Source organism: Streptococcus mitis (assembly GCF_047462815.1).
Lineage (GTDB): Bacteria > Bacillota > Bacilli > Lactobacillales > Streptococcaceae > Streptococcus > Streptococcus mitis_DO.
Genome location: NZ_JASHFB010000001.1, coordinates 121,486 through 147,375, shown reverse-complemented (window position 1 = coordinate 147,375; position 25,890 = coordinate 121,486). Strand labels below are relative to the sequence as shown.

General features: G+C 39.9%; 26 protein-coding genes, 2 tRNA genes and 1 pseudogene. 6 read left to right on the top strand and 23 right to left on the bottom strand.

The window, feature by feature from the left end; all coding sequences use genetic code 11:
* Positions 1–7 precede the first annotated feature (7 nt).
* From sufD to QM865_RS00690, 13 genes are all read right to left on the bottom strand, one after another.
* Complete coding sequence (sufD, locus tag QM865_RS00750; protein ID WP_153198813.1) at positions 8–1,270, bottom strand: Fe-S cluster assembly protein SufD; 1,263 nt, start codon at positions 1,268–1,270, stop codon at positions 8–10.
* Between the two features lie 27 nt (positions 1,271–1,297).
* Positions 1,298–2,068, bottom strand: a complete 771-nt coding sequence (sufC, locus tag QM865_RS00745) for a Fe-S cluster assembly ATPase SufC (RefSeq protein ID WP_124787342.1) — start codon at positions 2,066–2,068, stop codon at positions 1,298–1,300.
* A 150-nt stretch (positions 2,069–2,218) separates the two neighbouring features.
* Complete coding sequence (locus tag QM865_RS00740) at positions 2,219–2,413, bottom strand: DUF3272 domain-containing protein (protein ID WP_001081602.1); 195 nt, start codon at positions 2,411–2,413, stop codon at positions 2,219–2,221.
* 27 nt (positions 2,414–2,440) lie between these two features.
* Complete coding sequence (gene dnaX, locus QM865_RS00735) at positions 2,441–4,096, bottom strand: DNA polymerase III subunit gamma/tau (protein ID WP_414305794.1); 1,656 nt, start codon at positions 4,094–4,096, stop codon at positions 2,441–2,443.
* Positions 4,096–4,593, bottom strand: coding sequence for a GAF domain-containing protein (locus QM865_RS00730; protein ID WP_009014168.1), 498 nt, complete (start codon positions 4,591–4,593; stop codon positions 4,096–4,098). The genes dnaX and QM865_RS00730 overlap by 1 nt, the downstream gene beginning before the upstream one ends.
* Before the next feature lie 85 nt (positions 4,594–4,678).
* Positions 4,679–5,881: a 30S ribosomal protein S1 gene (gene rpsA, locus QM865_RS00725; RefSeq protein WP_001001630.1), complete on the bottom strand. Its 1,203-nt coding sequence runs from the start codon at positions 5,879–5,881 to the stop codon at positions 4,679–4,681.
* Between the two features lie 161 nt (positions 5,882–6,042).
* Positions 6,043–6,114: transfer RNA gene (locus QM865_RS00720), tRNA-Gln, on the bottom strand.
* A gap of 9 nt (positions 6,115–6,123) precedes the next feature.
* A tRNA-Tyr gene (locus QM865_RS00715) sits at positions 6,124–6,204 on the bottom strand.
* Between the two features lie 49 nt (positions 6,205–6,253).
* The gene (locus tag QM865_RS00710) at positions 6,254–6,484 is read right to left on the bottom strand and encodes a DUF2969 domain-containing protein (protein ID WP_000037113.1); all 231 of its coding nucleotides are present in this window, start codon (positions 6,482–6,484) and stop codon (positions 6,254–6,256) included.
* A 97-nt stretch (positions 6,485–6,581) separates the two neighbouring features.
* Positions 6,582–8,549, bottom strand: a complete 1,968-nt coding sequence (locus QM865_RS00705) for a peptide ABC transporter substrate-binding protein (protein ID WP_414305793.1) — start codon at positions 8,547–8,549, stop codon at positions 6,582–6,584.
* Between the two features lie 22 nt (positions 8,550–8,571).
* Positions 8,572–9,594, bottom strand: a complete 1,023-nt coding sequence (locus tag QM865_RS00700) for a branched-chain amino acid aminotransferase (RefSeq protein WP_115904725.1) — start codon at positions 9,592–9,594, stop codon at positions 8,572–8,574.
* 465 nt (positions 9,595–10,059) lie between these two features.
* On the bottom strand, positions 10,060–11,274 hold the full coding sequence (thiI, locus tag QM865_RS00695) for a tRNA uracil 4-sulfurtransferase ThiI (RefSeq protein WP_414305792.1): 1,215 nt from the start codon (positions 11,272–11,274) through the stop codon (positions 10,060–10,062).
* Between the two features lie 8 nt (positions 11,275–11,282).
* Positions 11,283–12,425, bottom strand: coding sequence for a cysteine desulfurase family protein (locus QM865_RS00690; RefSeq protein ID WP_101785077.1), 1,143 nt, complete (start codon positions 12,423–12,425; stop codon positions 11,283–11,285).
* A 138-nt stretch (positions 12,426–12,563) separates the two neighbouring features.
* Between QM865_RS00690 and QM865_RS00685 the strand changes: the two genes are divergently transcribed.
* Positions 12,564–13,001: a DUF6556 family protein gene (locus QM865_RS00685; protein ID WP_101785080.1), complete on the top strand. Its 438-nt coding sequence runs from the start codon at positions 12,564–12,566 to the stop codon at positions 12,999–13,001.
* Between the two features lie 19 nt (positions 13,002–13,020).
* Here the strand turns inward: QM865_RS00685 and QM865_RS00680 are convergent.
* The 8 genes and pseudogenes from QM865_RS00680 to glmU all read right to left on the bottom strand — a co-directional run.
* Positions 13,021–13,273 (bottom strand): annotated as a pseudogene (locus QM865_RS00680) (IS5/IS1182 family transposase); the annotation flags it as partial.
* A 357-nt stretch (positions 13,274–13,630) separates the two neighbouring features.
* A complete protein-coding gene (locus tag QM865_RS00675; RefSeq protein WP_414305791.1) occupies positions 13,631–15,394 on the bottom strand; it encodes a glycerophosphoryl diester phosphodiesterase membrane domain-containing protein in 1,764 nt (587 codons plus the stop codon).
* Positions 15,395–15,402: 8 nt separating this feature from the next.
* On the bottom strand, positions 15,403–15,993 hold the full coding sequence (locus QM865_RS00670; protein WP_261023909.1) for a 3'-5' exonuclease: 591 nt from the start codon (positions 15,991–15,993) through the stop codon (positions 15,403–15,405).
* Positions 15,994–16,196: 203 nt separating this feature from the next.
* Positions 16,197–16,688: a chromosome segregation protein RocS gene (rocS, locus tag QM865_RS00665; protein ID WP_000021242.1), complete on the bottom strand. Its 492-nt coding sequence runs from the start codon at positions 16,686–16,688 to the stop codon at positions 16,197–16,199.
* 76 nt (positions 16,689–16,764) lie between these two features.
* Positions 16,765–17,457, bottom strand: a complete 693-nt coding sequence (locus tag QM865_RS00660; RefSeq protein ID WP_414305814.1) for a 5'-methylthioadenosine/adenosylhomocysteine nucleosidase — start codon at positions 17,455–17,457, stop codon at positions 16,765–16,767.
* Positions 17,458–17,473: 16 nt separating this feature from the next.
* A complete protein-coding gene (gene macP / locus QM865_RS00655) occupies positions 17,474–17,785 on the bottom strand; it encodes a cell wall synthase accessory phosphoprotein MacP (RefSeq protein WP_371641369.1) in 312 nt (103 codons plus the stop codon).
* Between the two features lie 11 nt (positions 17,786–17,796).
* Entirely contained in the window at positions 17,797–18,342 is a 546-nt protein-coding gene (locus QM865_RS00650; protein ID WP_414305790.1) for an NUDIX hydrolase, read from the bottom strand.
* A gap of 9 nt (positions 18,343–18,351) precedes the next feature.
* The gene (gene glmU, locus QM865_RS00645) at positions 18,352–19,731 is read right to left on the bottom strand and encodes a bifunctional UDP-N-acetylglucosamine diphosphorylase/glucosamine-1-phosphate N-acetyltransferase GlmU (RefSeq protein WP_414305789.1); all 1,380 of its coding nucleotides are present in this window, start codon (positions 19,729–19,731) and stop codon (positions 18,352–18,354) included.
* A gap of 155 nt (positions 19,732–19,886) precedes the next feature.
* Here glmU and QM865_RS00640 point away from each other — a divergent pair, with 155 nt between their 5' ends.
* The 5 genes from QM865_RS00640 (at position 19,887) to lysS (ending at position 24,351) form a co-directional block, all read left to right on the top strand.
* Positions 19,887–20,687, top strand: a complete 801-nt coding sequence (locus QM865_RS00640) for a glycoside hydrolase family 25 protein (protein ID WP_033676900.1) — start codon at positions 19,887–19,889, stop codon at positions 20,685–20,687.
* 94 nt (positions 20,688–20,781) lie between these two features.
* Positions 20,782–21,624, top strand: a complete 843-nt coding sequence (locus QM865_RS00635; protein ID WP_153193307.1) for a DUF368 domain-containing protein — start codon at positions 20,782–20,784, stop codon at positions 21,622–21,624.
* Positions 21,624–22,106, top strand: coding sequence for an aminoacyl-tRNA deacylase (locus QM865_RS00630; RefSeq protein WP_414305788.1), 483 nt, complete (start codon positions 21,624–21,626; stop codon positions 22,104–22,106). Before QM865_RS00635 ends, QM865_RS00630 begins: the two co-directional genes overlap by 1 nt.
* Positions 22,106–22,723 (top strand): histidine phosphatase family protein, encoded by a 618-nt coding sequence (locus QM865_RS00625; protein ID WP_414305787.1) that lies wholly within the window; start codon positions 22,106–22,108, stop codon positions 22,721–22,723. Before QM865_RS00630 ends, QM865_RS00625 begins: the two co-directional genes overlap by 1 nt.
* A 137-nt stretch (positions 22,724–22,860) precedes the next feature.
* Positions 22,861–24,351, top strand: coding sequence for a lysine--tRNA ligase (gene lysS, locus QM865_RS00620; RefSeq protein ID WP_414305786.1), 1,491 nt, complete (start codon positions 22,861–22,863; stop codon positions 24,349–24,351).
* 60 nt (positions 24,352–24,411) lie between these two features.
* Here the strand turns inward: lysS and QM865_RS00615 are convergent, their stop codons facing one another.
* The gene (locus QM865_RS00615) at positions 24,412–25,251 is read right to left on the bottom strand and encodes an amino acid ABC transporter substrate-binding protein (protein WP_414305785.1); all 840 of its coding nucleotides are present in this window, start codon (positions 25,249–25,251) and stop codon (positions 24,412–24,414) included.
* A gap of 9 nt (positions 25,252–25,260) precedes the next feature.
* Entirely contained in the window at positions 25,261–25,890 is a 630-nt protein-coding gene (locus QM865_RS00610; protein ID WP_261097298.1) for an amino acid ABC transporter ATP-binding protein, read from the bottom strand.

Here is a 25,890-nt window from a genome sequence, read left to right as displayed (position 1 = left end):
CTACCCCTTAGCGTTTTGACAATTTTTCTTCGATAGTTGCAATCATTTCATCACGAACTTCCTTGACTGGAATCTCAACGATAACAGAGCCAAGGAAACCACGAACAACCAAGCGTTCTGCAGTTGCCTTGTCCAAACCACGACTCATGAGGTAGTACATATCTTCTGGATCCACCTGACCGATAGAAGCTGCGTGACCTGCAGTAACATCATTTTCGTCAATCAAAAGAATTGGATTGGCATCTGAACGCGCTTGGTCTGACAGCATAAGAACACGGCTCTCTTGTTGCGCATCTGCTCCCTTAGCACCCTTGATAATGTGGCCGATACCATTGAAGGTCAAGGTTGCTTTTTCAAGAATAACCCCATGTTGGAGGATATTTCCGATTGAGTTGCAACCATAGTTGGTTACACGAGTATCAATTCCTTGCACCTGACGACCACTTGAAAGAGCTACGACTTTAAGGTCGGCATGACTACCGTTACCAATCAAGTCACTATCAAAGTCCGCAACGACGTTTCCTTCGTTCATAACACCGATTGCCCAGTCAATGCTTGCATCGTTGCCTAATTTACCACGACGGCTAATGTAGGCAGTGACGTTTTCACCTAGACGGTCAATGGCGGCAAACTTCACTTGAGCTCCAGAACGAGCAATCACTTCTACTGTAATATTAGCAGTTGCTTTGGCACTTCCTTCACCGCGTGACTCTAAACGCTCCAGATAACTAATCTTAGAGTTTTTACCAGCGATAATCATAATATGCTTGTTAAACGGCACATCACTATCACTATCTTGGTAGAAAATACCTTCGATTGGTTCTTTAATCTCAACATTATCAGGAATGTAGAGAACAGCACCACTGTTGAAATAAGCTGTATGGTAGGCTGCCAACTTATCATCGTCATACTTAACAGATGACATGAAGAATTCCTCAATCAGCTCTGGAATTTCTTCTAAAGCTGAATGGAAATCTGTGAAGACAACACCCTGTTCAGCCAACTCAACTGGAATTTGCTCAAAAACAGTTTGAGTACCTACTTGCACCAACTTCAAGTGATTATCTAGAGCTGTGAAATCTGGAACATTTGCTGATGGCTCACTTTCTGTAATCGTTCCATCACCCAGATTCCAACGGTGGAATTTGACACGCTCAATCACTGGTAATTCCAAAGTCTCAATCTTGTCAAAAGCTTTTTGACGGAGATCAGCCAACCAGCTTGGTTCAGCGTGCATTTCTGAAAAAAGTTTAATATTTTCTTTAGTCATTTACTTCTCCTAAAAGATACGAGGGAATTACAATTCTTCCTTGTAGTCGTAGCCAAGTTCTTCAGCTAGTTTTGCGTATCCTTCACGTTCCAAACGCGCAGCCAATTCTGGACCACCAGAAAGGACAACACGACCTTCCATCATCACGTGTACCACATCAGGTGTGATGTAGTTCAAAAGACGTTGGTAGTGAGTGATAATCATAGCACCAAAGCCTTCACCACGCATAGCATTCACACCTTTAGAAACAACTTTAAGGGCATCAATATCAAGACCAGAGTCAATCTCGTCCAAAAGGGCAAATGTTGGTTCCAACATCAAGAGTTGAAGAATTTCATTTCGTTTTTTCTCACCACCAGAGAAACCTTCGTTGAGGTAACGCTCAGCCATTTCTTCTTTCATGTTGAGCAATTCCATCTTCTCATCCAATTTAGTGATAAACTCACGAACTGAAATCTTCTCTTCGTCTTCTTTACCAGCATTCATGGCTGCACGAAGAAACTCAGCGTTAGTAATACCAGGAATTTCTGATGGGTATTGCATAGCAAGGAAAAGTCCCATACGCGCACGCTCATCCACTTCTAACTCAAGGATGTTTACGCCATCAAACAAGACTTCACCTTTGGTCACTTCATAGTTTGGATTTCCCATGATAGCGGCAGAAAGAGTCGATTTACCAGTACCATTTGGTCCCATGATAGCGGCGATTTCTCCTGTTTTCAGGGTCAAGTTAACCCCTTTTAAAATTTCTTTTCCTTCAATCTCAACGTGAAGATCTTTGATCTCTAATACTGACATGATAGTTCCTTTCTTTTTCAAAGCCTTTACAGTGTTACTAGAGACATACTTGATTTTCCTAGAAAACACGGTAAAAGGTCAATAAATATACTTTTATAGTATAACAAAAAAAAGCCTAAAAGGCTTTGATTTTGTCTAGAAGCTTGAGGACTAGTCTTTTCCTTTTAAATGCTGGTCAATAACATCTACAATCTTGCCCATCAAGTAACTAACTCGGAAATTTCTAAAGAGCAAAATGGCCCAAAAGGCTGCCATAATATAGCGACCAGTCATCCATGCTTCATTGAAAAAATAGGTCTCAGCAGCTGTAAACAGCGCGATGATAATAAATTGTTGTCTATTCATAAGCTTATTGTATCATGAAATCTTTCTTTAGTCTTCCTCTACCTTCACTTTATCAGCCAAAAATTCAAATCCTTCTGGAATCAGGTTTTCTTCTGCTTCTTTTTCAGTTTGAGAAGATTTGGCTTTGGCTGAAAAGGCTGCGCGCACTTCTTTCCATTCCTCCATGGAAATGGCTAAAATCTCAGGTGAAAAACCTGCTGCCTGACTGAGGATGTTGCCAAACATGGTGTTGAGATTGTCTCGTTTCATTGTTTGACCAGCATTGAAGTTAGACTCAAAAGCAAGAATGGCATGATGTTCATTGGCCGCAACCGGTTGAGATCCAACTAGCAGAGCCTTATCAGGACCTCCAAGACTTTCAATCACCTCTCCCCAGGCATTCTGCAAGCGAATCAGATTTTGACGTGCTAAATCAGGATTTTCAACGGCCTCTTGTAGGATAGATTGAACCTTATTGCGATCCACACGATAGACTGTCTTACCCGCTGCTGGGCGACTAGGGGCTGGACTAGTTGGCTTGGGTACAGTTCCCACATTTGCGAGTTCTTGTTTGAGACGGGTCACTTCTTGTCTCAGCGTAGCAATTTCATGCTCAACCGCTCCAGAAAGAGCTGGTTCAGGCTTAATCTCTGCCAATCGAATAGTCATCATCTCAGCATAAATCTTGGGCTGCAAACTAGACTTAATATCTGCTAAACTGACTGTCGCCAAGCGAATCATTTCAAACAGATTTTCCTGAGGAAGTGCCAAATTCTCAACAAAGACTGGACTATGATGAGTGTTTTTCCCCCCTGTTTGAACAATTAACAAATCTCTTAAATAGTGCAAAAGGTCGGTCACAAAACGAGTCATGCTCTTACCATTGTCAAAGAGAAGATTTAAGCAAGCCAAAGCCTTGGGAACATCCTGTTGAGACAAGGCAACCACATAATCATCCAAGGCTGATAGACTAATGGTACCAGTAATTTCTTCAGAAATGGCAGTCGTCAACTCATTTCCCTGTGTCAAACTCAGTGCTTGATCCAAAATAGACAAGGCGTCTCGCATTCCACCTTCAGCCCGTCTGGCAATGATTTCCACAGCCTCTGGTTCAGAACTGATATTTTCTTTTTCTAAGATATAGTGGATATGCTCCTTAATATCCTGTGTCTTAATTGATTTAAATTCAAAACGTTGCACACGGGATAGAATAGTGGCAGGAATCTTGTGCAATTCAGTAGTGGCCAAAATAAAGACCACATTCTGTGTTGGCTCTTCCAGCGTCTTTAGGAGGGCATTAAAAGCCCCTGTAGACAGCATGTGAACCTCGTCTATGATATAGACCTTATAACGGGCAAGACTAGGGGCATAAGTAGATTTATCACGAATTTCACGGATTTCATCTACCCCATTATTAGAGGCCGCATCCATTTCAATGACATCTTCTAAACTACCGTCCGTCACTGCTTGACAAATATAGCAGTTATTACAAGGTTCCCCACCCACTTGATTTGGACAGTTCATAGCCTTGGCAAAAATCTTAGCTACACTGGTTTTTCCCGTTCCACGAGGACCAGAAAAAAGATAAGCGTGACTTATTTTTTCTTGCTCCACAGCTTGTTTAAGAGTCTTAGCCACAACCTCTTGACCAACCAACTGGGAGAAGTTTTGACTTCTATACTTTCGATAAAGTGCTTGATACATTAGGCTTTCTCCCCAAACATTGTAAAGTCCCATTCTGTCTTTTCAAGCAAAATAGCGACAAATTGTTCCAAATAATCTCGATCCATATCATCATAATCATCAACCTTTGAAGAATCCAAATCCAGAACTCCAAGTAATTGACCATTCTTTATCATGGGCACAACAATTTCACTTTTAGCTCGACTATCACAAGAAATATAGTTGGGATAAATTGTTACATCTCCAACAAGAACAGTTTCCTGAAAGTGAGCTGCCTCACCACAAACACCTTTGCCTAGTGCAATACGGATGCAGGAAACCCCTCCTTGGAAGGGACCTAAAACTAATTCCTTTCCATCAAACAGATAAAAGCCTGCAAATACGGTATTAGGAAAGCGTGATTTTAAAAGAGCACTGGCATTGGAAAGATTAGCCAAAACATTACTTTCGCCTTCCAATAAAAAAGAGAGTTCCTCATTTAACATTTGATAACGTGATTGTTTTTCTGATTCTAACATAGAACTATTATATCAAAAAAGGCTTACAGACAAAAGAAAAATCCCTTGTTTAGGAAACAAAGGATTTTGTGAATTTTCAATTTGATTAAAGTTCGATATCACCGAACAAGTCAGCCATTGAGAATCCTGTTTGTGTTTCTGGAAGTTCGAAATCACGTTTTTCTTGACGTTTTGGACGACGTGGACGAGCAGCACGTTTTTCTTCTTTTTGTCCTTCTTCTTGAGCTGGACGCTCTTCAAGAGCTTTGATAGAAAGTGATACGCGCTCTGCATCTGCGTTAACTTCAAGAACTTTAACTTTAACTTCTTGACCAACTTTAAGAGCTTCTTTTGGATTTTCAATACGTTTGTGTGAAATTTGTGATACGTGAACAAGTCCATCGATACCTGGCAATACTTCAACAAATGCACCGAAGTCAGTCAAACGTTTAACTGTTCCTTCTACTACATCACCTTTAGCCAATTTTTGCTCAACGCCATCCCATGGTCCAGGTGTTGTTGCTTTAAGTGAAAGTGATACACGTCCTTCTTCTTCGTTAAGATCAAGGATTTTCACTTCAATTTCTTCACCAACAGTTACAACTGATTTTGGTGAAACGTTACGTTCATGTGATAATTCAGTCAAGTGAACCAATCCGTCAACACCACCAAGGTCGATGAAAGCACCAAAACTTGTGATACGTGCAACTTTACCAGTTACTACATCACCAACAGCCAATTTACCGAATACTTCAGCGCGAGCTGCTGCTGTAGCTGCTTCAACAACTTCACGACGTGAAAGGATGAAGCGGTTTTCTTTAGCATCAACTTCTTTGATTTTAGCATCAAATTCTTGACCTACAAAACGCTCAGTGTTACGTACGAAACGAGTATCCAACATTGAAGCTGGGATAAATCCACGAACACCTTCAAATTCTACTGAAAGTCCACCTTTAACGGCACGAGTTCCTTTAACAGTAACAACTTCTTCTTCACGACCAACAAGTTTGTCCCATGCTTTGCGAGCTTCAAGGCGTTTTTTAGATACAAGGTATGTAACTGTATCAGTATCTTTACCAACTACTTGACGAAGTACAAGAACATCCAATACTTCTCCTACTTTAACAAAGTCATTGATATCTGCATCGCGATCGTTTGTCAATTCGCGAAGAGTCAAGACACCTTCAACACCAGTTCCAGAGATTGCAACGTTAGCTTGAGTCGCATCAACTGTCAATACTTCAGCACTAACAACATCACCAGTCTCAACTTGGCTAACGCTATTTAGCAAATCTTCAAATTCGTTCATCTAAAAAATCCTCCAACAATCAAGTTTTTCTTAAACTTGACATACTTATAATTTTTTTCCTAAGCACCCGCAAGGACATGTTCATATCGTTCACGTCTTTCAATTATAAAAATAAAATACCCTAAGATATTTTGCTTTTTATCTTGATTATTACCTAAGAACTGGGGTAGCTGGATTCGAACCAACGCATGAGGGAGTCAAAGTCCCTTGCCTTACCGCTTGGCTATACCCCATTGATGAAATGGAGAGAGAGGGATTCGAACCCCCGAACCCGAAGGAGCGGATTTACAGTCCGCCGCGTTTAGCCTCTTCGCTATCTCTCCTACAATCAACATGGACTATTATATCATGAAAATTTCAAAAAAACAAGACTTATTTTGCTAAATTATAATTTTCAATCAAAATTTCCACAGCTTTTTCCAATTTTTTATAAAAACTATCGACATTCCCATTCTTTATGATGGCAAATTGTCCGTCTAATTCGGCAATTTCTCCGATAACTTTTTTACCGATAGTCAATGTATAACCTTCAAAACTGTCTTTACCAACATTAACTTTGGCATCTGCTACTTGAATTTCAATTTTTTTATCTTTCTTACTCATTTCATACCTCTCTTCACTTTTTCTATTTTACAAGAAAATCCTAAAACTAGCAAGAAAAAACTCTACATCAGGCTTGTCTGATATAGAGTTTTCTGCTTTATTTAATGTGTTTTTCTAGTTCTTTTTGGTACTTACCGTTTGATTCCAATTTTTCTTTTTGCCATTTTTTCAGTGCTTCTTCATATTCTTTTGTCGTAACGATATCTTTTTGCAATTTCATTCCTTTAAAGATATATGGGTCACCCTTAATACCAACTTGTGAGTATGGTTTTGAGAATGGCACGACATTACTTACAACTGGAGAACCACCAGATGAGGCTGTTGGCATCAATAATGAACTATCTGTCAACCAAGCTTGAGCCTTGGCATATTTTTCATAGCGTTCTTCAAGATTTGTAGTTTCTGAATCTGCATCATCCAATAATTTCTTATATTGGTCCAAACCAAGTTTAGCTACAACATCCTTATCTTTTCCTTTTGTAATACCAAGGTGTTTCATGGCAGAGCCTGATTTAGGATCCATGATATTCAAGTAAGAGGCTGGGTCTTGATAACTTGGAGCCCATCCTGTACTGTTCAAATCATAGTCTTTTTGAGAAGGAACACGCGCTTGAGAAGTGATAGTTTCCTTTTCATTATCTGTCATTTGAAGAACATCGATGACAACATTTTCAGCACCAAGAGTTGATTCGATAGACTGTTTGAAAGAGTTGCTTTGTTGAACGGCGATGGTATCTGTTTGTTCAACTGGGACATCCAAGTGAATTGGGAAGTTTACCCCTTTAGATTCCAAGTCTTTCTTAGCTTTTTCAAAGGCTGCTTTAGCCTTGTCAGGGTTGTAGATAGAATCCTTACCATCGACTAGCTCAACACCTTTCCATTGATCACCATAGTTCACCAACTCAGCTTGAGCGATGTGACCAAAGTTCTTACCGCCTGCTTGTACAAAGTTATCTGGAACGAGACTGTTACGAATAATCTTGTCCGCACCGTCTTCACCATTTAGCTGGGCAGCATAAGAATGGCGGTTGAAGGCAAAGTTGATAGCCTGACGGAAGTCCTTATTCAGCATAGCTTCTTTTGTAGAAGTCTTTTGCTCTTCACTTGTTTTCGCAGTTTTATTATATGACTGACGATTTACGTTAAAGGTGAAGTAATAGCTACTTGAGTCCTGTGGGCTATAAGTAATTTTATCTCCGTATTGTTCCAAAGTTGAAGCAAAGTTTGAGCTACTTGGGAAGAGACGGGCTGTCGTATAGGCACCAGAAGAGAAGCTACGAATCAAGGATTCCTGATCAGAACCATCGTAGTAAGTCAATTTAATCTTCTCAATTTTTACCTTTTCTTTATCCCAGTAGTTTGGATTTTTCTCGTATTCAATCAACGATTTAGAAGTCAAGGTCTTCAAGATATAAGGACCATTGTAAAGAATCCCTGCTGGAGTGACCGCTCCATAATCTTTACCTGATGCCTTCAAAAACTCTTCATTTACAGGCAACATCGTTGCTGTTGTGACTTTAGAGTTCCAGAAACTTTCTGGTTTGTTTAGGGTATATTCAACTGTATAATCGTCCAAGGCCTTGACCCCAACTGTAGAGAAATCGTTGGTTTCACCAGTCATGTAGGCATCCAAGCCCTTGATTGAATTTTGGATGAGAGAGACACCATCTGACTTACCGTCAGCTACGTGTTTCAATCCTGTTACAAAGTCATGGGCTGTTACTTCTGCGTATTCTTCACCTTCTGAAGTGTACCATTTAACTCCTTTACGAAGTTTATAGGTATAAGTCAAACCATCTTTTGACACAGACCAATCTTCAGCCAAGGAAGGAATGACATTCCCGTATTGGTCATTTTCCATCAAGCCATCAACCACGTTCCCGATGACATCTGTTGTCGATGTACGAGTCGCTATACTATAGTCCAAAGATGCTGGATCTACTGCATAGACATATGAAAATGTTGTCGGTGCATCTGCTTCTTTATCAGCTTTTCCACAAGCCACTAAAAGAGCTGTTGTGCTCAGGACCACTCCTGCTGTTAAGAGCCACTTTTTCGATTTCATCAAAAATCTCCTTTTGTTTATTTTAATCTACTTTTACAATCCAACCTTCTGGCGCTTCAATATCACCAAACTGAATACCTGTCAACTCATCATAGAGTTTACGAGTCACAGGGCCAACTTCTGTTTCACTATAGAATACATGGAAATCATCACCGTGCTGAATTCCACCAATTGGTGAAATAACTGCTGCCGTACCACAGGCACCTGCCTCTACAAAACGATCCAGCTTATCAATTGGAACATCACCCTCAATAGGAGTCAAGCCCAAGCGGTGTTCTGCCAAATAAAGCAAAGAATATTTAGTAATAGATGGCAAGATAGATGGACTCAATGGTGTTACAAATTCATTGTCAGCTGTAATTCCAAAGAAGTTAGCTGAACCGACTTCTTCAATCTTTGTATGAGTTGAAGGGTCTAGGTAGATAACATCTGAGAAATGACGTGATTTGGCCAATTTCCCTGGCAAGAGACTGGCAGCATAGTTCCCACCAACCTTAGCCGCACCTGTTCCATTTGGAGCAGCACGGTCGTATTCATCCTGAATCAAGAAGTTGGTTGGAACCAAGCCACCCTTAAAGTAATTTCCAACCGGCATAGCAAAGATAGTAAAAATGTACTCCTCTGCTGGTTTTACCCCGATAATATCTCCAACACCAATCAAAAGTGGACGAAGATAAAGGGTTCCACCTGTTCCATATGGTGGTACGTATTCTTCATTGGCACGGACAACTGCCTTACAAGCTTCTACAAACATGTCTGTCGGAACTTGTGGCATCAAGAGACGATCACAAGTACGTTGCAGGCGTTTAGCATTTTCGTCAGGACGGAAAAGTTGAACACTACCATCCTTAGTACGATAAGCTTTCAAACCTTCAAATGCTTGTTGGCCATAGTGAAGACTTGGAGAAGACTCTGAAATATGCAAAGTTGCATCCTCTGTAAGCTCTCCTTGATTCCATTGTCCATTTTTAAAATGAGCAATATAGCGATAAGGTAATTTCATATAGGAGAAACCAAGGTTTTCCCAATCAATCGTTACTGTCATATTCCACTCCTTATTCTAAAAACTTATTTCTTTTATTCTACACTATTTTTCTAAAATAGCAAGTATATTTTGTAATTTTCAGAAAATTTCTTCAATAAAAAAGAACCTAAGGTATCTGTCGTAATGAATCCTATACGGAGATTGCATAAAAGACTCAAATTATTCTTCTATCTCGTTTGGTGCGACCTATTCAATAACTGAACTTATTTTGATATACATAGAATCCATATATAAGATCAGTAAGAAGTCTCAGCAGAGGTGAGTTTTATAAATATTAAAAAATCAGCCGAGAATTTAATCTCTGAAGCACAAACTATTCAAAAACCACACAGTGTTTCTTTCAACTTGATAATCATTCAAGACGAAATCACTGTATGGTTTTATTTTTAAGCTTGTGTTTATTGCTTATTTAGATTAAAAACTAACTTTTTCATTTAATTTTCTAAATTCTTTTGGATTTTCTGATTAGAGCAGATTATCAATCAAGTCATCGACTTCATCTTTTTCAGCCTGCGGTGTGATCTCAGTAATCATAATCCCTGCCACTGCTCGCTCAACCAAACCTTCAACATCCATGCGTGCTTCATACTGCTCTGCATTCTTAATCTTAGGATTAGTTTTAGGACGGTCAGGTGCAAAAATGGTACAGCAGTCTTCAAAAGGTTGGATAGAGATTTCAAAGGTATCGATTTCCTGGGCGATGTCAATAATTTCCAACTTGTCCATGGTAACCACAGGACGAATGATGGGAGTGTTGGTCACAGCGTTAATAGCCTGCATGCTTTCCAAGGTCTGGCTAGCTACTTGACCAAGACTTTCCCCATTGATGATAACTAAACCATTTCGGACCTCACGAATACAGTCAGTAATCCGCATCATAAAGCGACGAGTTAGAGTCATCAAATAAGCTTCTGGCGCCTTAGCCTTGATTTCCTCTTGAATCTCTGTGAAAGGCACTTCGATAAACTGGATATTGCCCCCAAACTTGGTCAATTTACGAGTCAAATCCTGCGCTTTCTTCAGGGCACCTGGACTGGTGTAAGGTGGGCTGGCAAAGTGAACGGCCTCAATATCTACCCCACGTTTAAGGGCTAGATAGCCAGCTACAGGTGAGTCAATTCCCCCTGACAACATAAGCATGCCCTTACCAGAAGTTCCCACAGGTAATCCACCTGCTCCTCGAATGGTTTCATAGGAAAGATAAGCCGCCTCCTCACGAATCTCCACCTGAAGATTGATGTCAGGATTTTTCATCTGAGCTTGCACATTTGGAATAGCTTCGAAAACAGCTCCTCCAAGGGTTTGATTGAGTTCACGACTATCCAACTCAAAGTTGTGGTCGCTACGCTTGCTAGAAATTTTAAAGGTCATGCCATCCTTGTAGATATCTTTCATAATCTCTTGGACAGCAGACTTCAGAACTTCTACAGATTTTTCAACCTTATAAACAGGGGAAAAGTTTTGAATTCCAAAAACTTGTTTGAGCGATTCTGCTACTGCTGTGTAATCTGCTCCATTGAGGTAAGCGTGGGCACGGTCACGATCTGCCGTTACCTTAACTTGGGGATAGATAGACAAAACGTCTGAAATATTATTGCGAAGTTTATTGATGAAACGCATACGGTTTTTACCCTTAGTTGACAGCTCACCGTAGCGAATCATAATTTCTGAATATTGCATGAATGCTCCTATCTTACTTTTCTAGTTTGATTGTAAATCAATTTTAACTTGGTCAAAAACTGCTCGACCTGACTCATATCATTTTCAAGGTCTAGACTAAGACGCACAGCTGACTGGGCCTTATCTTTATCCACTCCCATGGCAATCAGGGTTCCTGCAGGTTTCCCAGCCTTGGACGAACAAGCAGAGGTCGTTGAGATGAAAATATCATAGTCTTCAAAAGCGTGAACAATAACCTCACCACGAACACCTTTGATTCCAAAAGTCAAGATATGAGGGGCAAAATCTTCCTCATCTGAAAAGACAAAAATATCTGGATAGTCCAGAAGGGCTTGGCGAATAACAGCTTTCATCTGTCCAGTCTTGGTCCTAAAGATATCTAGCTTTTCCATAGACAAACGGAGGGCCTTGGCTGTCGCTGCAATTCCTGCCACATTTTCAGTTGTAGAACGGTAATCACGTTCCTGACCACCACCTGTTAAAAGAGGCGTAATCTTCTTGCCAGACTTGATATAGACAAAACCAACACCACGAACTCCGTGGAACTTGTGACCAGAGAAAGTCGCGAAATCCACTCGTTCTGTCAGATACTTTTCAGTCGGAATTTTAGCAAGCGCCTGAACCGCATCAACGTGGAAGGAAATAGTTGGCTTATCTGCCAACAGTTCTGAAATAGCTTGAATAGGTTGAATCGAGCCAATTTCATTGTTAACTGCCATGATGGAAACGAGGGTCGTATCTGGTCGTATCAAATCTGCTAGCGCCTCAACATCCACAAATCCTTTGTTATCAACTGGAGCAAAATCCACTTCAAATCCTTGACTTTTTAACCAGAGGGCTGACTCTTTGACTGCCGGATGTTCAATGGATGATACAATGATGTGCTTTCCAAACTGGGCTTTTTCAAATGCCACACCCTTGATAACCCAGTTATCACCTTCTGTTCCACCAGATGTAAAGAAGATTTCATCACTTTTCTTACCGATTAAATCTGCAATCTGTTGACGGGAAGCATCTAAAATTCGTGTTGCCTGGTCTCCCAAACGATGGAGACTAGATGGATTTCCTAAAATTTTTGAAGCGACCTGCATATAAGTTTCAAGTGCTTCAGGATAGGGCTTGGTCGTCGCCGAATTATCAAAGTAAATCATGTTTTCTCACGCTTTCTAAAATCACTCCTTCTATTGTATCATGAAACGGAGCTTGCGACAAGAAAGGGCAATTCCTCTTTTTTTAAGATTTTTTTAAAGAAATGCGGTATAATAAATTTTAATTAAAGGAGAGAATGTATGTCTAATTATCGTAGAACTTCAAAACCAAAAACAGAACACATCAAAAAAGGCTTTACGGTCTTTCAAAAAACCGTTGCTACAATCGCTAGTATCCTTGGCTTGATTACCGCAAGTATCACTATCATGAACGCCTTGGATAATAACAAAAATACTAAAAAAGAACCTACGACAAGCCAGACGACAACTATTGTCAAAGAAATTCAAAAAGAATCCCCTAAGGAAAATACTAGTCCCAATAAGGAAAATCACACCTCTCAAGAAAAAACACAACAAGAAGAAACGCCAAAATCTAGCGTCAAGGAAGAGAAAAAAGAAGAGCAGAAAACATCAACTCAGGATTCTTCTACTCCTGCTCCTACTCCAAGTAAACCTGCTACTGAAAACGAAAAACAGGTCAATCCGCCAACTTCAGAAAATAAAAGCAATCCTCAGTAAGCACATGATCTAAGAAAAATCAACTCAAAAAATAAAACTGCGCAGTAACTTCTGTCTTGACCACAATCAAGCTAAAGAGAAACTGTGTTTTTGTATAATTGATGTTTTAGATGCTAGATTCTTGACCAATTTTGTGAGATTCATACTCATAAAGATGAATCCTAGCGATGTTATGACAGTTTATTTATTTCTAACATAAACTCTGCACATGCCAAAAATACTCTCTCATCTGCCCCAAAAGGGAAAACATCCATTTTCTGTTTGACATAAATTCAAAAGCCTTCTTCACGCAGAAGTTAGTAACCCTTTTACATCTGACATAAATAACCTAGTTCAACCACTTCATAGGCATTACTTCCTGTTTTATTCTTATTTCATACTCTTCGAAAATCTCTTCAAACCACGTCAGCATCACCTTACCGTACGTATGTTACTGACTTCGTCAGTTTTATCTGCAACCTCAAAGTTGTACTTTGAGCAACCTGCGACTAGCTTCCTAGTTTGCTCTTTGATTTTCATTGGGTATCAATTATAAACCATGGCATAATAAAACGAGCATATCCAACTGATACATCGCTCGTTTTTTTGATATTTTAGAGGTGATTTTTTGCTCAACCTCTTTTTGCTTACTAAAAATTAAAGAATTCCATGGCCTGTTTGAAAAGCAATTCAGTATACTCTGGGTCTTCTTGGGCAATGGTAACTTGATCTTGAATCATTTCCAAATCATCCGTTATCATGCCATCAGCTCCTAGCTGAACAGATTTATCAAAGGACTCTGAACTATTGATGGTCCACACGTACAATTTTTGATCGGTATTCCAAAGCTTGTTGACAAAATTTTCATCTAAAGTTGAATACTCCATGGTGTAACCTGTAGCTTTCGTTCTTGGAAAGATACTATTGTAAGGTAGAATGAAATAAACTGGAATTTGTGAGTCATAGGCCAACACCTGGTCAATCACATGGTAGTCTAAGGACTGCATTTGGTGACCATTCTGCTTAAGAACCGTTCCATATTTTTCCATAAAGCGTTTCATCATATCTGGGCTATCTTTTCGACTGGTTTTAATCTCAATAAGAAGTTTCTGATGCAATTCATTGGCTTTATTGAGATAGTCATCAAAACTAGACACCTTGCTATGATAGCCATTTTCAGAAATATCAAGTTTAGTTAATTCTTCCAAGGTTAAATCCTGTGGATTGGCATTAACTCCTGTCAGATTCTTGATATTAGCATCATGCATCATGACAAACTGGCCATCTTTTGTTTCCTGAACATCTGTCTCAACGAAATCTGGAGATAACTGAGCGGTTTTTTCTAGTGATTGGACGGTATTTTGAACACCATTTTTATCTGAAACACCGCGATGAGAAATGATTAAAGGTTTATTGGCGACTGGAGCTTCTAAATAAACATAACCCTCAAGAGTGAAAAAGATACAAGCACAGCCCATCACTCCCCATCTCATCCAGTGGTCTTTCTTTCTCCTTGGTGTGATTTCTAGTTCTTCTCCTGTTAAGAAGGAAACAAACTTAATGAGAAAGTAAGTCAAGGCCATATAGTGGAAATTCTTGATTAAAACAAAGTTGATAATTCCCAGCACAAGAGATTCCCTATGGGTCAAACCATCCATCAGTGCCTGACTTGCCAAGATTGGAATCAATAAAAGAATGAAAAATAGGTAGGTTTTGACGATAATCCAAAGCAAGTTCCAAATATAAAACCATGAGTGCTTTCTTGTCTTCTCTAGACTGTATCTGACTGCTTCTTTGACTGTTTTTTTCTCAAATAAAAGCTGAGGTAGGGCAAACATGAAACGCACTGAAATATAAAACAGAAGTAAAGCCAGAATAGTAACCACTATACCTACAAGCCAATACTTGTCTTCCACATAATCAACAATAAAGTCCGGAATGACAATTTTATTGAGGTAATAAATCTTTAAAATCTTTCGAATCAATGGAAAGAGCATCATGACATAAAAGAAGATAAAGGCCATTTTGGAAATCGTCACTTGTCTCATAAATAAGAAACTTTGGCGAAAGACCTTGCGACTGTACTCCAGCAAGGTCCTCCTTTCGTGATAGAGGAGGTGTCGAGCTCCGATAAAGAGAAGTCCTATCTGGTAATAGGCGATCAGTAAATTAACGATTACCAGAACAAATAAAGCAAGACTAACAAATGGCGACCCTTTTATAATGGCAAAAATATTGTTGTATGAAAGAAAGAGATAACCTGTCTGACGGAGTAAAAGTCCAGCAATCCAAGAATTAAGTGGTAACCAGACAAACTCAATCATCATGAATATCAAGAAAAAGAGAAAGAGAATTTTATCTAGATTAAAGTATATCTGCTTAAAACCTAGATTTTTAGGTTTTTCAGGTTTCATAGTCACTCCTAGTCAAATAATTGAGACAAGTCCAAGCCTCCAAAAGGATTGTTTGAAAGACTACTTTCTGTCTCTAACAATTCTCTAGCTTGATCTGACTCTAAGAAGGACTCGTAAACACGCGCCGTCATACGAGCATCCTCCAAGCTATTATGAGACTGACCTTGAAATCCAAGAAATGAGGCAACAGTTTGCAATTTGAGATTGGCAATACCATGTAAATCCGAACTGCGACGTTCAAAAGCTTCATCATACAGATCAACCTTGTACTGTTGGCTGTAATCTAAACCATGCTCCACTAAAATAGGTAAATCACTTTTAACAGCATTGTAGCCTATCATCGGCAAAGAACCCACAAACTCTTGGAATTCCTTTATAACTTCCTCCACTGGAGGAGCATCTTTTAAGGTCTCAGCTGTAATTCCCGTCAATCCATTGATAAAACTCTTTAGAGGCACACTAGTATGGACATAGGAATCATAGGCGTCGATTTCCCGACCATCTCTAAAACGCACTGCCGATACTTGAATCAAGTGTGTTTGTCCTTCATGCTGATTAAATTCTAAGTCAAAAGCAATGTAATCTTCTAATCGTTCCATTTTCTACCTCTCCTATACTGTTATTTTATACTCTTCGAAAATCTCTTCAAACCACGTCAACGTCGCCTTGCCGTACTCAAGTACAGCCTGCGGCTAGTTTCCTAGTTTGCTCTTTGATTTTCATTGAGTATTACTTGAGCAACTATACTATTTAGAAACAAAAGAAGCCATCAGGTTAGCATTTAACCTAAACAGCTCCTTGATTATCCTCCAAATAAACGAGCAAAAAAGCCTTTCTTAGTGGATTGAACTTCTTCTTTTGCTTGGTCCAGCTCTAGCTTAAGGTTTTCTTGATCCTTCATGGCTTGAAGTGTCAATTGTTGCTGCTGATCGAGTTGTTTGTCTTTCTCAGCAATCTGACGGTCTTTGATACGCATCTGCTCGTCTTTTTCTGATAACTGACGATCCTTGGCTTTTAATTGTTCATAGAGACGAAGAATTTCTGCATTCTTCTCATCAACCAGAATCTCCATCAGTTCACGTTGCTTGACATCTTCACTGACAGGCTCATCTTCAAAAATCGTTTTTTTATAGATTTCTTCTAGCTTAATCAAGCCACTTCTGGTAACGACTGTTACCCCTTTGTCATTTTTATCTGTGTCTTCTTCTGGTAATTCTTTGACACGGTTATTGATTGCTTGGCGAGATAATCCTAAGACCTCTGCAATCTCACTGACGGTCATTTCAATACTCATAATATCCTCTGAAACGTTTTCTAGCTTTTCTTTACTTAAATCTTATCATAAGCTAGAAAAACTGTCAAATTTCCGCTTAATCTAAAGCCTTCAAAAAGGCTAATAAGACTTGAGCAGAGCGACGTCCAGCTTCGATAATAAACTCATCAAAAGAGATGTTTGCTTCATGGTTGGCATTGTCACTCATAGCTCGAATGACTAAAACTGGGAGATTAAGGGCATGCGCTGCTTGAGCAATAGCTGCCCCCTCCATCTCAACGGCTAAAACATCTGGGAAATGAGATTTAATCGCTTCTATCTTGTCATTTCCAGCAACAAAACTGTCTCCTGTAGCAATCAAACCAAGATACCAGTTTTGATCCAATTGAGATAAACTCTCTTGGATTTTGGCAACAAAGATTTTGTCTGATTCGAAATAAAGCGGTTGTTGCGCCATTTGTCCATAAGCATAACCAAAAGCTGTGACATCCACATCATGATAGGCTAATTTGTCAGCAATCACAACATCCCCAACAGCAATACCTTCTGCTACTGCTCCAGCAGATCCCGTATTAATCAAAGCATCTACTTGGAAATGGTCAGCCAAAATCGCCACACTCATAGCAGACATGACTTTACCAATTCCACTTTCTACAAGAACGACTTCATGCGAGGCAATGGTGCCTGTATGATAGGTATTCCCCAAAACAACTTGCTCTTGGGCATTGTCTAAATGCTGGACCAGATACGCCAGTTCTTCTGGCATAGCCGCAATAATTCCTATTTTCATTTCCATTCCTTTTCTATTACAAAAGTTTCATTGCTAAGACAAGCAAAATCAAGAGAAAGATGACTGCAAATAAGATTTTATTCAGTTTAGAATTAAAGACATTTCTCTTGGTATTTTCAATGCGACGGCTTTTATGAATAGACGGTTCGACCTGAATCTTCAAGGTTTCTTGGCTAAAGCTATGTCCCTTAGGATTGGCATAACCAAAACGGGAAGAAGAGGTTGGTAAAACCTTAGTCTCCTCATCATCTAGCAAAGGGGGACCTGAAATTTTTTCGCCTCTATTAGCTCTTTCAATCATTTCATCCGTTAATAAAGGTTTACTCATACTGACCTCCTCTATTTTTTGTGCAATTCCCAGTATTGAACAGCCATAATTGTCTTGGCATCACAAATATGACCTGATTGGATCAATTCCTTAGCTTCTTCTAGGCTCACTTCAAGGACTTCCAAGGTTTCATCTTCATCCTGCGGACGTGGATTTTCCACCTTTGTCAAATCGCTTGCTAGGTATAGTTTTAACTTTTCATTACAAAAGCCAATAGCTGAATAAAAATCGTACAAGAGTTCTAACTTCCCTGTATAAGCTGTTTCTTCCTCTAATTCACGCAGAGCTGCTGCAACAGGGGCTGTATTTTCTCCTACTTCCAATTTTCCAGCTGGAATTTCGTAAGAGACAGCCTCAATAGCTTTGCGGTACTGCTTGACCAAGATGAGTTTTTGTTCATCTGTTACAGCTAAAACGCAGACAGCTCCATTGTGGAAAATCAAATCGCGTTGGGCAGTTCCCTTGCCTTCTGGTAATTCAACCTGATCTTGAACCAGTTTAAAAATTGGTCCTTGATAGATTTCTTTTCGGCTAAGTGTTTTTTCTTCAAATTCCATGATAGGCTCCTACTGATTCTTAGGATGATGAGGAAGGCGAGTTGCATATTCGTCTTTATTGACCTGACGACCGCGGCCGATGGCAATCGCATCTGCTGGAACGTCTTTGGTTATAGTTGAACCAGCTCCAACGAGGGAATTGTCACCTAACTCAACTGGCGCAATAATGGTTGAATTTGAACCAACAAAGACATTGTTACCGATGACTGTCTTGTATTTGTTTTTGCCGTCATAGTTGACTGTAATGGTTCCTGCACCAAAATTAACCTTGCTACCCACTTCACAGTTTCCGATATAAGTCAAATGACCAGCCTTAGTATTCTCGCCGATAGAAGAACCTTTCACCTCAACAAAGTTACCAATATGAACTTGGGCACCCAGACTTGAACCTGGACGAATGTGGGCGTAAGGACCGACTGTCACTCCGTCTGCAACATTGCTTTCTTCAATCATAGAATTGGTAATAACAGCTCTTGCTCCGATAGTGCTATCCACTACATAAGTTCCATTTGTCAAAACAGTCTCAGCACCAATTTTCGTTTGCCCCTTCAAGGTAACATTGGCTTCGATTTGAACTTCAGGAGCAATCTCAACATCAATATCGATATAAGTTGCTTCTGGATTGACAAAGCTAACACCGTTGACCATGTGTTGGTGATTGATGCGACGACGCATGACTGACTCAGCTGTCGCAAGAGCCACACGGTCATTTACCCCAAGACTCTCATCAAAATCTTTCAAAGTATAAGCGCCAACTTTTTCACCAGCTTCACGGAAAATGCCAATGACATCTGTAATATAGTATTCACCTTGAGCGTTGTTGGTATTGATATTTTTCAAAGCCTCAAACAAACGCTCGTTGTCAAAAACATATGTTCCAGTGTTGATTTCCTTGATTTGCTTTTCAAAATCTGTAGCATCCTTCTGCTCAACAATGCGAAGAACTTCAGCATTGTCATTACGCACAATTCGTCCATAGCCAAAAGGATTATCCGTTTCAGCAGTCAAGATAGTCGCCACATTTTTATGATTGATATGGAAATCAATCAAGTTTTTCAAGCTTTCACCTGTGATTAAAGGAGTATCTCCTGCGATGACCAAGGTGTGACCTGACAAACCTTCTAAGATTGGCTCTGTCATCATAACTGCATGGCCAGTTCCTAACTGTTCAGATTGAGTCACAAATTCTGTCTGTCCAGCCAAGACCTCTTCAACCAATTCTGCCTTGTGTCCGACAACTGTTACTGTCTTTTCAGGTTGGATAGCTCCCACACTACGGAAAACATGTTCCAGCATAGAAATACCCGCAACCTTGTGCAAAACTTTTGGCAAATCAGATTTCATGCGAGTCCCTTTACCCGCTGCTAAAATAATGGCATAATTTGACATAATCTTCTCTTTTCTCTAGAAATTCCCTTTTATTATACCATATTTCAAATCATTCCGCTCCCTTGAATGAAAAAATGCTCCAAAATCCTTTTCTTAACCCATTTTTTGAGTATTTTTTTTGATTTTTTTTCATTTTTAAGGTAAAATTATGAGATATGAGAAAGAAAATTAATCCGCTTATTTTATTTGGTTTTTTTGGGATTATGATTTTCATTTTAATCCTGAATCGCCCTCGTTTTGAGGACCATCCTGTAAAAACAAAGTCAAATATCGCGCAAGTAGAAACACAAGCGCTACACAATATAGATAAACCGGTAATTGATGTTTCTGGTTGGCAGCGTCCTGAGGAAATAAATTACGATACTCTGTCCCAAAACATTTCTGGAGCTATTGTTCGCGTCCATAGTGGCGCTCAAACGTCCAAAGAGAACGATGCAGCCTTTGTTAATGGGGTAGATAAGGCCTTTAAAACCCATATCACGGAGTTTCAAAAACGAAATGTCCCAGTTGGTGTCTATGCTTATTTAGCTGGAAAAAGTGTCCAAGAAATGGAAAAAGCCGCTGAAGTTTTTTATAACGCCTCTTCACCATACAGCCCTAGTTATTATTGGCTAGACGTGGAAGAAAAAACCATGTCCAATATGAACGAGGGTGTTGAAGCCTTTCGAGCAAAGCTAGAATCACTTGGTGCAAAAAATATCGGCATCTACGTTGGGGTCTACTTCATGGAAGAACACAGTATTGATACAGGCAAATTTACCTCTGTTTGGATTCCTTCATACGGTTCAAATACTGGATTTTTCGAAAGCAAACCTAATACGGACTTAGATTACGACATCCACCAGTACACTTCTAAAGGAAAAATTGCTGGCTTTGACCACGATTTAGATATCAACGTCATTTCTTCCTTAAAAAACAAAGAAGAAACCTTTAGAAAACTCTTTTTAAAACCTTAAAAGCATTTGTTTAGCATTTGCTTTTTCTTTTTGTGTTTGATTGTGATACAATATAGTAAGGATTTTTTGAAATAGAAATAGTTGGAGGAAAAATATGCTCTCATGGTTAGCACGCCTTATTAAAGGGATTGTAATTGCTCTTGGATTTATCCTACCGGGAATTTCCGGAGGGGTTCTAGCAGCAATCTTAGGAATTTATGAACGGATGATTGGCTTTCTGGCCCACCCCTTTAAAGACTTTAAAGAAAATGTTTTGTACTTTATTCCAGTTGCCATCGGTATGCTTCTGGGAATAGGATTATTTTCCTACCCGATTGAATACCTGCTTGAAAATTATCAGGTCTTTGTCTTATGGAGCTTTGCGGGGGCTATCATTGGTACTGTTCCTAGCCTCCTCAAAGAATCAACTCGAGAATCTAACCGAGACAAGATTGATTTAGCTTGGTTCTGGGCAACCTTTATCATTTCTGGACTAGGACTCTATGCCTTAAATTTTGTTGTTGGAACCTTAAGTGCCAGCTTTCTTAACTTCGTCCTAGCAGGCGCACTATTGGCCCTTGGTGTATTGGTTCCTGGCCTCAGTCCATCAAATCTACTTTTGATTTTGGGCCTCTATGCTCCTATGCTGACAGGTTTTAAAACCTTTGATCTCTTGGGAACCTTCTTCCCGATTGGAATTGGGGCAGGTGCAACTCTCATCATTTTTTCAAAATTGATGGATTATGCCTTAAATAACTATCACTCACGCGTCTATCATTTCATCATCGGAATCGTCTTATCAAGCACCCTTTTGATCTTGATTCCAAATGCAGGAAACGCTGAGAGTATCCAATACACAGGCCTTTCACTTGTTGGATATGTCATCATCGCCTTCTTCTTTGCACTGGGAATCTGGCTTGGTATTTGGATGAGCCAATTGGAGGATAAGTATAAATAATGGCAAAAAAAGTTAAAATCAAAAAAACATTGGTGGAACAAATCCTATCTAAAGCAGGTATCCCACATCAGGGGATTCAAATCAATGCCCTAGAAGGAGAACTTCCTCAAGGTTATGAACGAGATCAGATTTTCAAAACCTTGGCTCTTTTGGGAGATAAAACAGGACCGGTTATCGGAATTGTCCCTATCACCCAACACTTGTCTGAAAAGAAACTAGCTAAAATTTCTGGCAATAAAAAAGTGAGCATGATTCCACAAAAAGACTTGGAAAAAACAACAGGTTATATTCATGGAGCCAATAATCCTGTCGGAATTCGTCAGAAACACAATTACCCCATTTTTATCGATAAGATAGCTCTAGACTTGGATCAAATGATTGTCTCTGCTGGGGAAGTTGGTCACAGCATTATCGTCGCACCACAAGACTTGGCTAGCTTTGTAAAGGCTGACTTTGTAGATATCTTGGAGGACATCAAATAATGAAACTCTACTTTGTCCGCCACGGCCGTACGGTCTGGAATCAGGAAGGTCGCTTTCAAGGTGCTAGTGGAGATTCTCCCCTTCTTCCTGAATCCATTGAAACCCTAAAACAACTAGGCCAGTATCTTAAGGATGTTCCTTTTGATCAGATTTATTCAAGTGATTTACCTCGAGCGATCAGATCTGCCGAGATTATCCAAAGTCAACTCAAGGTGTCCTGTCCTTTAGAAAGTGTTCCTAATCTCCGTGAATGGCAACTGGGGAAATTAGAAGGTTTGAAAATCGCAACCTTGGAAGCTATTTACCCGCAACAAATCAAAGCTTTCCGATCTAATCTTGCTCAATTTGACACTCAAATGTTTGGAGCCGAATCCCTCTATAGCACAACACAACGGACCATCCAATTTATCAAATCATTAAAAGATAGTCCGGCTGAGCGTATTCTAATTGTCGGTCACGGTGCTAATCTCACTGCCAGTCTTCGTACTCTTCTAGGATATAAAGAACCACTTCTTCGTAAAGATGGCGGTCTAGCAAACGCCAGCCTGACCATTCTAGAAACCCATGATTTTGAAACATTTACTCTCGATACTTGGAATGATACTTCCTATCAATAACAGGACTTGATTATAGCGTCAAGTTCTTTTTAGTTTTGAAAGATTATCCGTGAATTTCTTGCTTATTTATGATAAAATGGGAGTATCGCAAAAAATGACTCATCGTATTCAATTTTGAGTAAAACTAGGAGGATCCCATGTCAACAGAACATATGGAAGAACTAAATGACCAGCAGATCGTTCGCCGTGAAAAAATGGCTGCGCTCCGTGAACAAGGAATTGATCCTTTCGGAAAACGCTTTGAACGCACTGCAAATTCACAAGAATTAAAAGATAAATTTGCTGATCTCGATAAAGAACAATTACACGATAAAAACGAAACAGCTACTATCGCAGGACGCTTGGTAACCAAACGTGGTAAAGGTAAAGTAGGTTTTGCCCACCTTCAAGACCGCGAAGGTCAAATCCAGATCTACGTTCGTAAGGATGCTGTCGGTGAAGAAAACTATGAAATCTTCAAAAAAGCAGACCTTGGTGACTTCCTTGGTGTCGAAGGCGAAGTGATGCGTACAGATATGGGAGAACTCTCTATCAAGGCTACTCACATCACACACTTGTCTAAGGCTCTTCGTCCTCTACCAGAGAAATTCCATGGTTTGACAGACGTTGAAACAATTTACCGTAAACGTTACCTTGACTTGATTTCTAACCGTGAAAGCTTTGAGCGCTTTGTCACTCGTTCAAAAATCATTTCTGAAATCCGTCGTTACCTTGATCAAAAAGGTTTCCTTGAAGTGGAAACACCTGTTCTTCATAACGAAGCTGGTGGTGCTTCTGCCCGTCCATTTATCACTCACCACAATGCCCAAAACATTGACATGGTGCTTCGTATCGCGACTGAGCTTCACTTGAAACGCCTAATCGTAGGTGGTATGGAACGCGTTTATGAAATTGGCCGTATCTTCCGTAACGAAGGAATGGATGCTACTCATAACCCTGAATTTACTTCTATCGAAGTCTACCAAGCTTATGCAGACTTCCAAGACATCATGGACTTGACGGAAGGCATTATCCAACATGCTGCTAAAGCTGTCAAAGGCGAAGGCCCAGTTAACTACCAAGGAACTGAAATCAAAATCAATGAACCATTTAAGCGTGTTCACATGGTGGATGCTATCAAGGAAATTACTGGTGTAGATTTCTGGCAAGACATGACTTTCGAGGAAGCCAAAGCTATCGCTGCTGAGAAGAAAGTTCCAGTTGAGAAACACTACACTGAAGTTGGCCACATTATCAATGCCTTCTTTGAAGAGTTTGTTGAAGAAACCTTGATCCAACCAACCTTTGTCTATGGACATCCAGTAGCTGTATCTCCACTTGCTAAGAAGAATCCTGAAGACGAACGCTTTACTGACCGTTTCGAACTCTTCATCATGACTAAGGAGTACGGTAATGCCTTTACTGAGCTCAACGATCCAATCGATCAACTTAGCCGTTTTGAAACCCAAGCTAAAGCTAAAGAACTTGGTGATGATGAAGCTACAGGTATCGACTACGACTACATTGAAGCTCTTGAATACGGTATGCCACCAACAGGTGGTTTGGGAATCGGTATCGACCGTCTCTGCATGCTCCTCACTGATACAACTACTATCCGTGACGTATTGCTCTTCCCAACAATGAAATAAACTCTTATCCTCTGGTATTTGCCAGAGGATTTTTTGATGCAAAAAAGACTGAGTAAAAACTCAATCTCTACTTTTCACTTCTTTGGTTGCTACATCTTCTCCAAACCATTTTTGGCTGATTTCCTGGAACTTCCCTTCTTGATGTAGTTCAACAAAGGATTGATTTAAAGCTTGCAGTAATCTTTTGTCAGCAGGTCTGACACCTACAGCAAAAGATTCACTCTCAAATCCAGCTGAAAAGACATTATAGTCATTTAATATTCCTTCAGACTGAAGATAATAATTGGCATATACTCGGTCAATCAACAAGGCATCAATACGGTCATTCTTCAAATCGATCAAGGCTTCATTGAAACTCTGGTATTGATTGGTCTTCTGGTCTTTGACACGATTTTTCAGTAAATCTGGCTGGGCTTCAAAGTCTAAATAACCAGAGGATCCGGCTTGGGCTCCCAAGGTCTTATCCTTCATATCCTCTACTGAACGAATTTGCTGGCCTTTCTTGGCAACCAAAACTTGCTGATTTTCCATATAAGGAATGCTAAAGGCAACCTTTTCTCGGCGTTCATCAGTGGCAGAATAGCCATTCCAGATGGCATCAATGGTCCCATTTTGCAGTTCCGTCTCCTTCATATCCCAGTCGATTGGCTGAAATTGAACCTTAAAACCTAATTTCTCAGAGACAGCTTGTGCTAAATCAATATCAAAGCCTGTATATTGGCCATTCTTTTCTTCAAATCCCATGGGTACAAAGGTATTGTCAAAACCAATGGTTATACTGCTTTGCTCTTGATACTTATTCCAGTTATCTTGCTTTGGATCACTAGCCTTCTGAGTACAAGCCGTTAAAAAGAGAGTCAGGAGCGAAACCAACACTAAAGCAATTTTCTTATTAGTCATCGGCACCTCCTACTTGGGCTCAACCTTGAGAATCTGATCCGCGATATTTTCAGCGAACTGTAAATCGTGGGTAACCACAATCTGCGTCATGCCAAGTTCCCTATTTTGCAAGATTAATTTTTCCACTTCCAAGCGCAATTCTGGATCCAGGGCAGAAGTTGGTTCATCGTAACCAATGATTTCTGGGTCAATCATCATAGCACGTGCCAAGGCCACCCGTTGCTTTTGCCCACCAGATAGTGAGAAAGGATAGGCGTCTGCATGTCCTGCCAGTCCTAATTGTTCCAAAAGGCCTCGCGCCTTCTGCTCAGCCTCATCCTGCTTCATTCCCATAGTTTTCACAGGAGATAAGGTCAAATTGTCTAGAACTGATAAATGAGGGAAAAGTTGAAAATCTTGGAATACAAATCCCAGTAAATTGCGCTTCTCCAATTCATCCAGTTCTAAAGGTTCTCCATTATAAAAGATTTGCCCTGAATCAATGGTTTCAAGACCCGCAAGCATACGTAAGAGAGTTGTCTTACCTCCACCAGAAGGCCCAACGATAGCTAGGATTTGCTTTTCAGGAATTTTTAGATTGAAATTGGACAAAATTTGCTTTTCACCAAAGCCTTTATTGATATTTCGTAATTCTAACAT

Excerpts from the sequence above, each read along its gene's own strand:
- rocS (WP_000021242.1), bottom strand. The coding sequence starts at position 16,688 with ATGAGTATTGAAATGACCGTCAGTGAGATTGCAGAGGTCTTAGGATTA.
- QM865_RS00675 (WP_414305791.1), bottom strand. The coding sequence starts at position 15,394 with ATGAAACCTGAAAAACCTAAAAATCTAGGTTTTAAGCAGATATACTTT.
- QM865_RS00610 (WP_261097298.1), bottom strand. The coding sequence starts at position 25,890 with ATGTTAGAATTACGAAATATCAATAAAGGCTTTGGTGAAAAGCAAATT.
- QM865_RS00740 (WP_001081602.1), bottom strand. The coding sequence starts at position 2,413 with ATGAATAGACAACAATTTATTATCATCGCGCTGTTTACAGCTGCTGAG.
- QM865_RS00630 (WP_414305788.1), top strand. The coding sequence starts at position 21,624 with ATGGCAAAAAAAGTTAAAATCAAAAAAACATTGGTGGAACAAATCCTA.
- glmU (WP_414305789.1), bottom strand. The coding sequence starts at position 19,731 with ATGTCAAATTATGCCATTATTTTAGCAGCGGGTAAAGGGACTCGCATG.
- QM865_RS00690 (WP_101785077.1), bottom strand. The coding sequence starts at position 12,425 with ATGATTTACTTTGATAATTCGGCGACGACCAAGCCCTATCCTGAAGCA.
- QM865_RS00710 (WP_000037113.1), bottom strand. The coding sequence starts at position 6,484 with ATGAGTAAGAAAGATAAAAAAATTGAAATTCAAGTAGCAGATGCCAAA.
- QM865_RS00640 (WP_033676900.1), top strand. The coding sequence starts at position 19,887 with ATGAGAAAGAAAATTAATCCGCTTATTTTATTTGGTTTTTTTGGGATT.
- QM865_RS00730 (WP_009014168.1), bottom strand. The coding sequence starts at position 4,593 with ATGTTAGAATCAGAAAAACAATCACGTTATCAAATGTTAAATGAGGAA.
- sufC (WP_124787342.1), bottom strand. The coding sequence starts at position 2,068 with ATGTCAGTATTAGAGATCAAAGATCTTCACGTTGAGATTGAAGGAAAA.
- QM865_RS00670 (WP_261023909.1), bottom strand. The coding sequence starts at position 15,993 with ATGGAACGATTAGAAGATTACATTGCTTTTGACTTAGAATTTAATCAG.
- sufD (WP_153198813.1), bottom strand. The coding sequence starts at position 1,270 with ATGACTAAAGAAAATATTAAACTTTTTTCAGAAATGCACGCTGAACCA.
- macP (WP_371641369.1), bottom strand. The coding sequence starts at position 17,785 with ATGAGTAAACCTTTATTAACGGATGAAATGATTGAAAGAGCTAATAGA.
- thiI (WP_414305792.1), bottom strand. The coding sequence starts at position 11,274 with ATGCAATATTCAGAAATTATGATTCGCTACGGTGAGCTGTCAACTAAG.
- dnaX (WP_414305794.1), bottom strand. The coding sequence starts at position 4,096 with ATGTATCAAGCACTTTATCGAAAGTATAGAAGTCAAAACTTCTCCCAG.
- QM865_RS00660 (WP_414305814.1), bottom strand. The coding sequence starts at position 17,457 with ATGAAAATAGGAATTATTGCGGCTATGCCAGAAGAACTGGCGTATCTG.
- lysS (WP_414305786.1), top strand. The coding sequence starts at position 22,861 with ATGTCAACAGAACATATGGAAGAACTAAATGACCAGCAGATCGTTCGC.
- QM865_RS00705 (WP_414305793.1), bottom strand. The coding sequence starts at position 8,549 with ATGAAATCGAAAAAGTGGCTCTTAACAGCAGGAGTGGTCCTGAGCACA.
- QM865_RS00615 (WP_414305785.1), bottom strand. The coding sequence starts at position 25,251 with ATGACTAATAAGAAAATTGCTTTAGTGTTGGTTTCGCTCCTGACTCTC.
- QM865_RS00625 (WP_414305787.1), top strand. The coding sequence starts at position 22,106 with ATGAAACTCTACTTTGTCCGCCACGGCCGTACGGTCTGGAATCAGGAA.
- QM865_RS00650 (WP_414305790.1), bottom strand. The coding sequence starts at position 18,342 with ATGGAATTTGAAGAAAAAACACTTAGCCGAAAAGAAATCTATCAAGGA.
- QM865_RS00700 (WP_115904725.1), bottom strand. The coding sequence starts at position 9,594 with ATGACAGTAACGATTGATTGGGAAAACCTTGGTTTCTCCTATATGAAA.
- QM865_RS00635 (WP_153193307.1), top strand. The coding sequence starts at position 20,782 with ATGCTCTCATGGTTAGCACGCCTTATTAAAGGGATTGTAATTGCTCTT.
- QM865_RS00685 (WP_101785080.1), top strand. The coding sequence starts at position 12,564 with ATGTCTAATTATCGTAGAACTTCAAAACCAAAAACAGAACACATCAAA.
- rpsA (WP_001001630.1), bottom strand. The coding sequence starts at position 5,881 with ATGAACGAATTTGAAGATTTGCTAAATAGCGTTAGCCAAGTTGAGACT.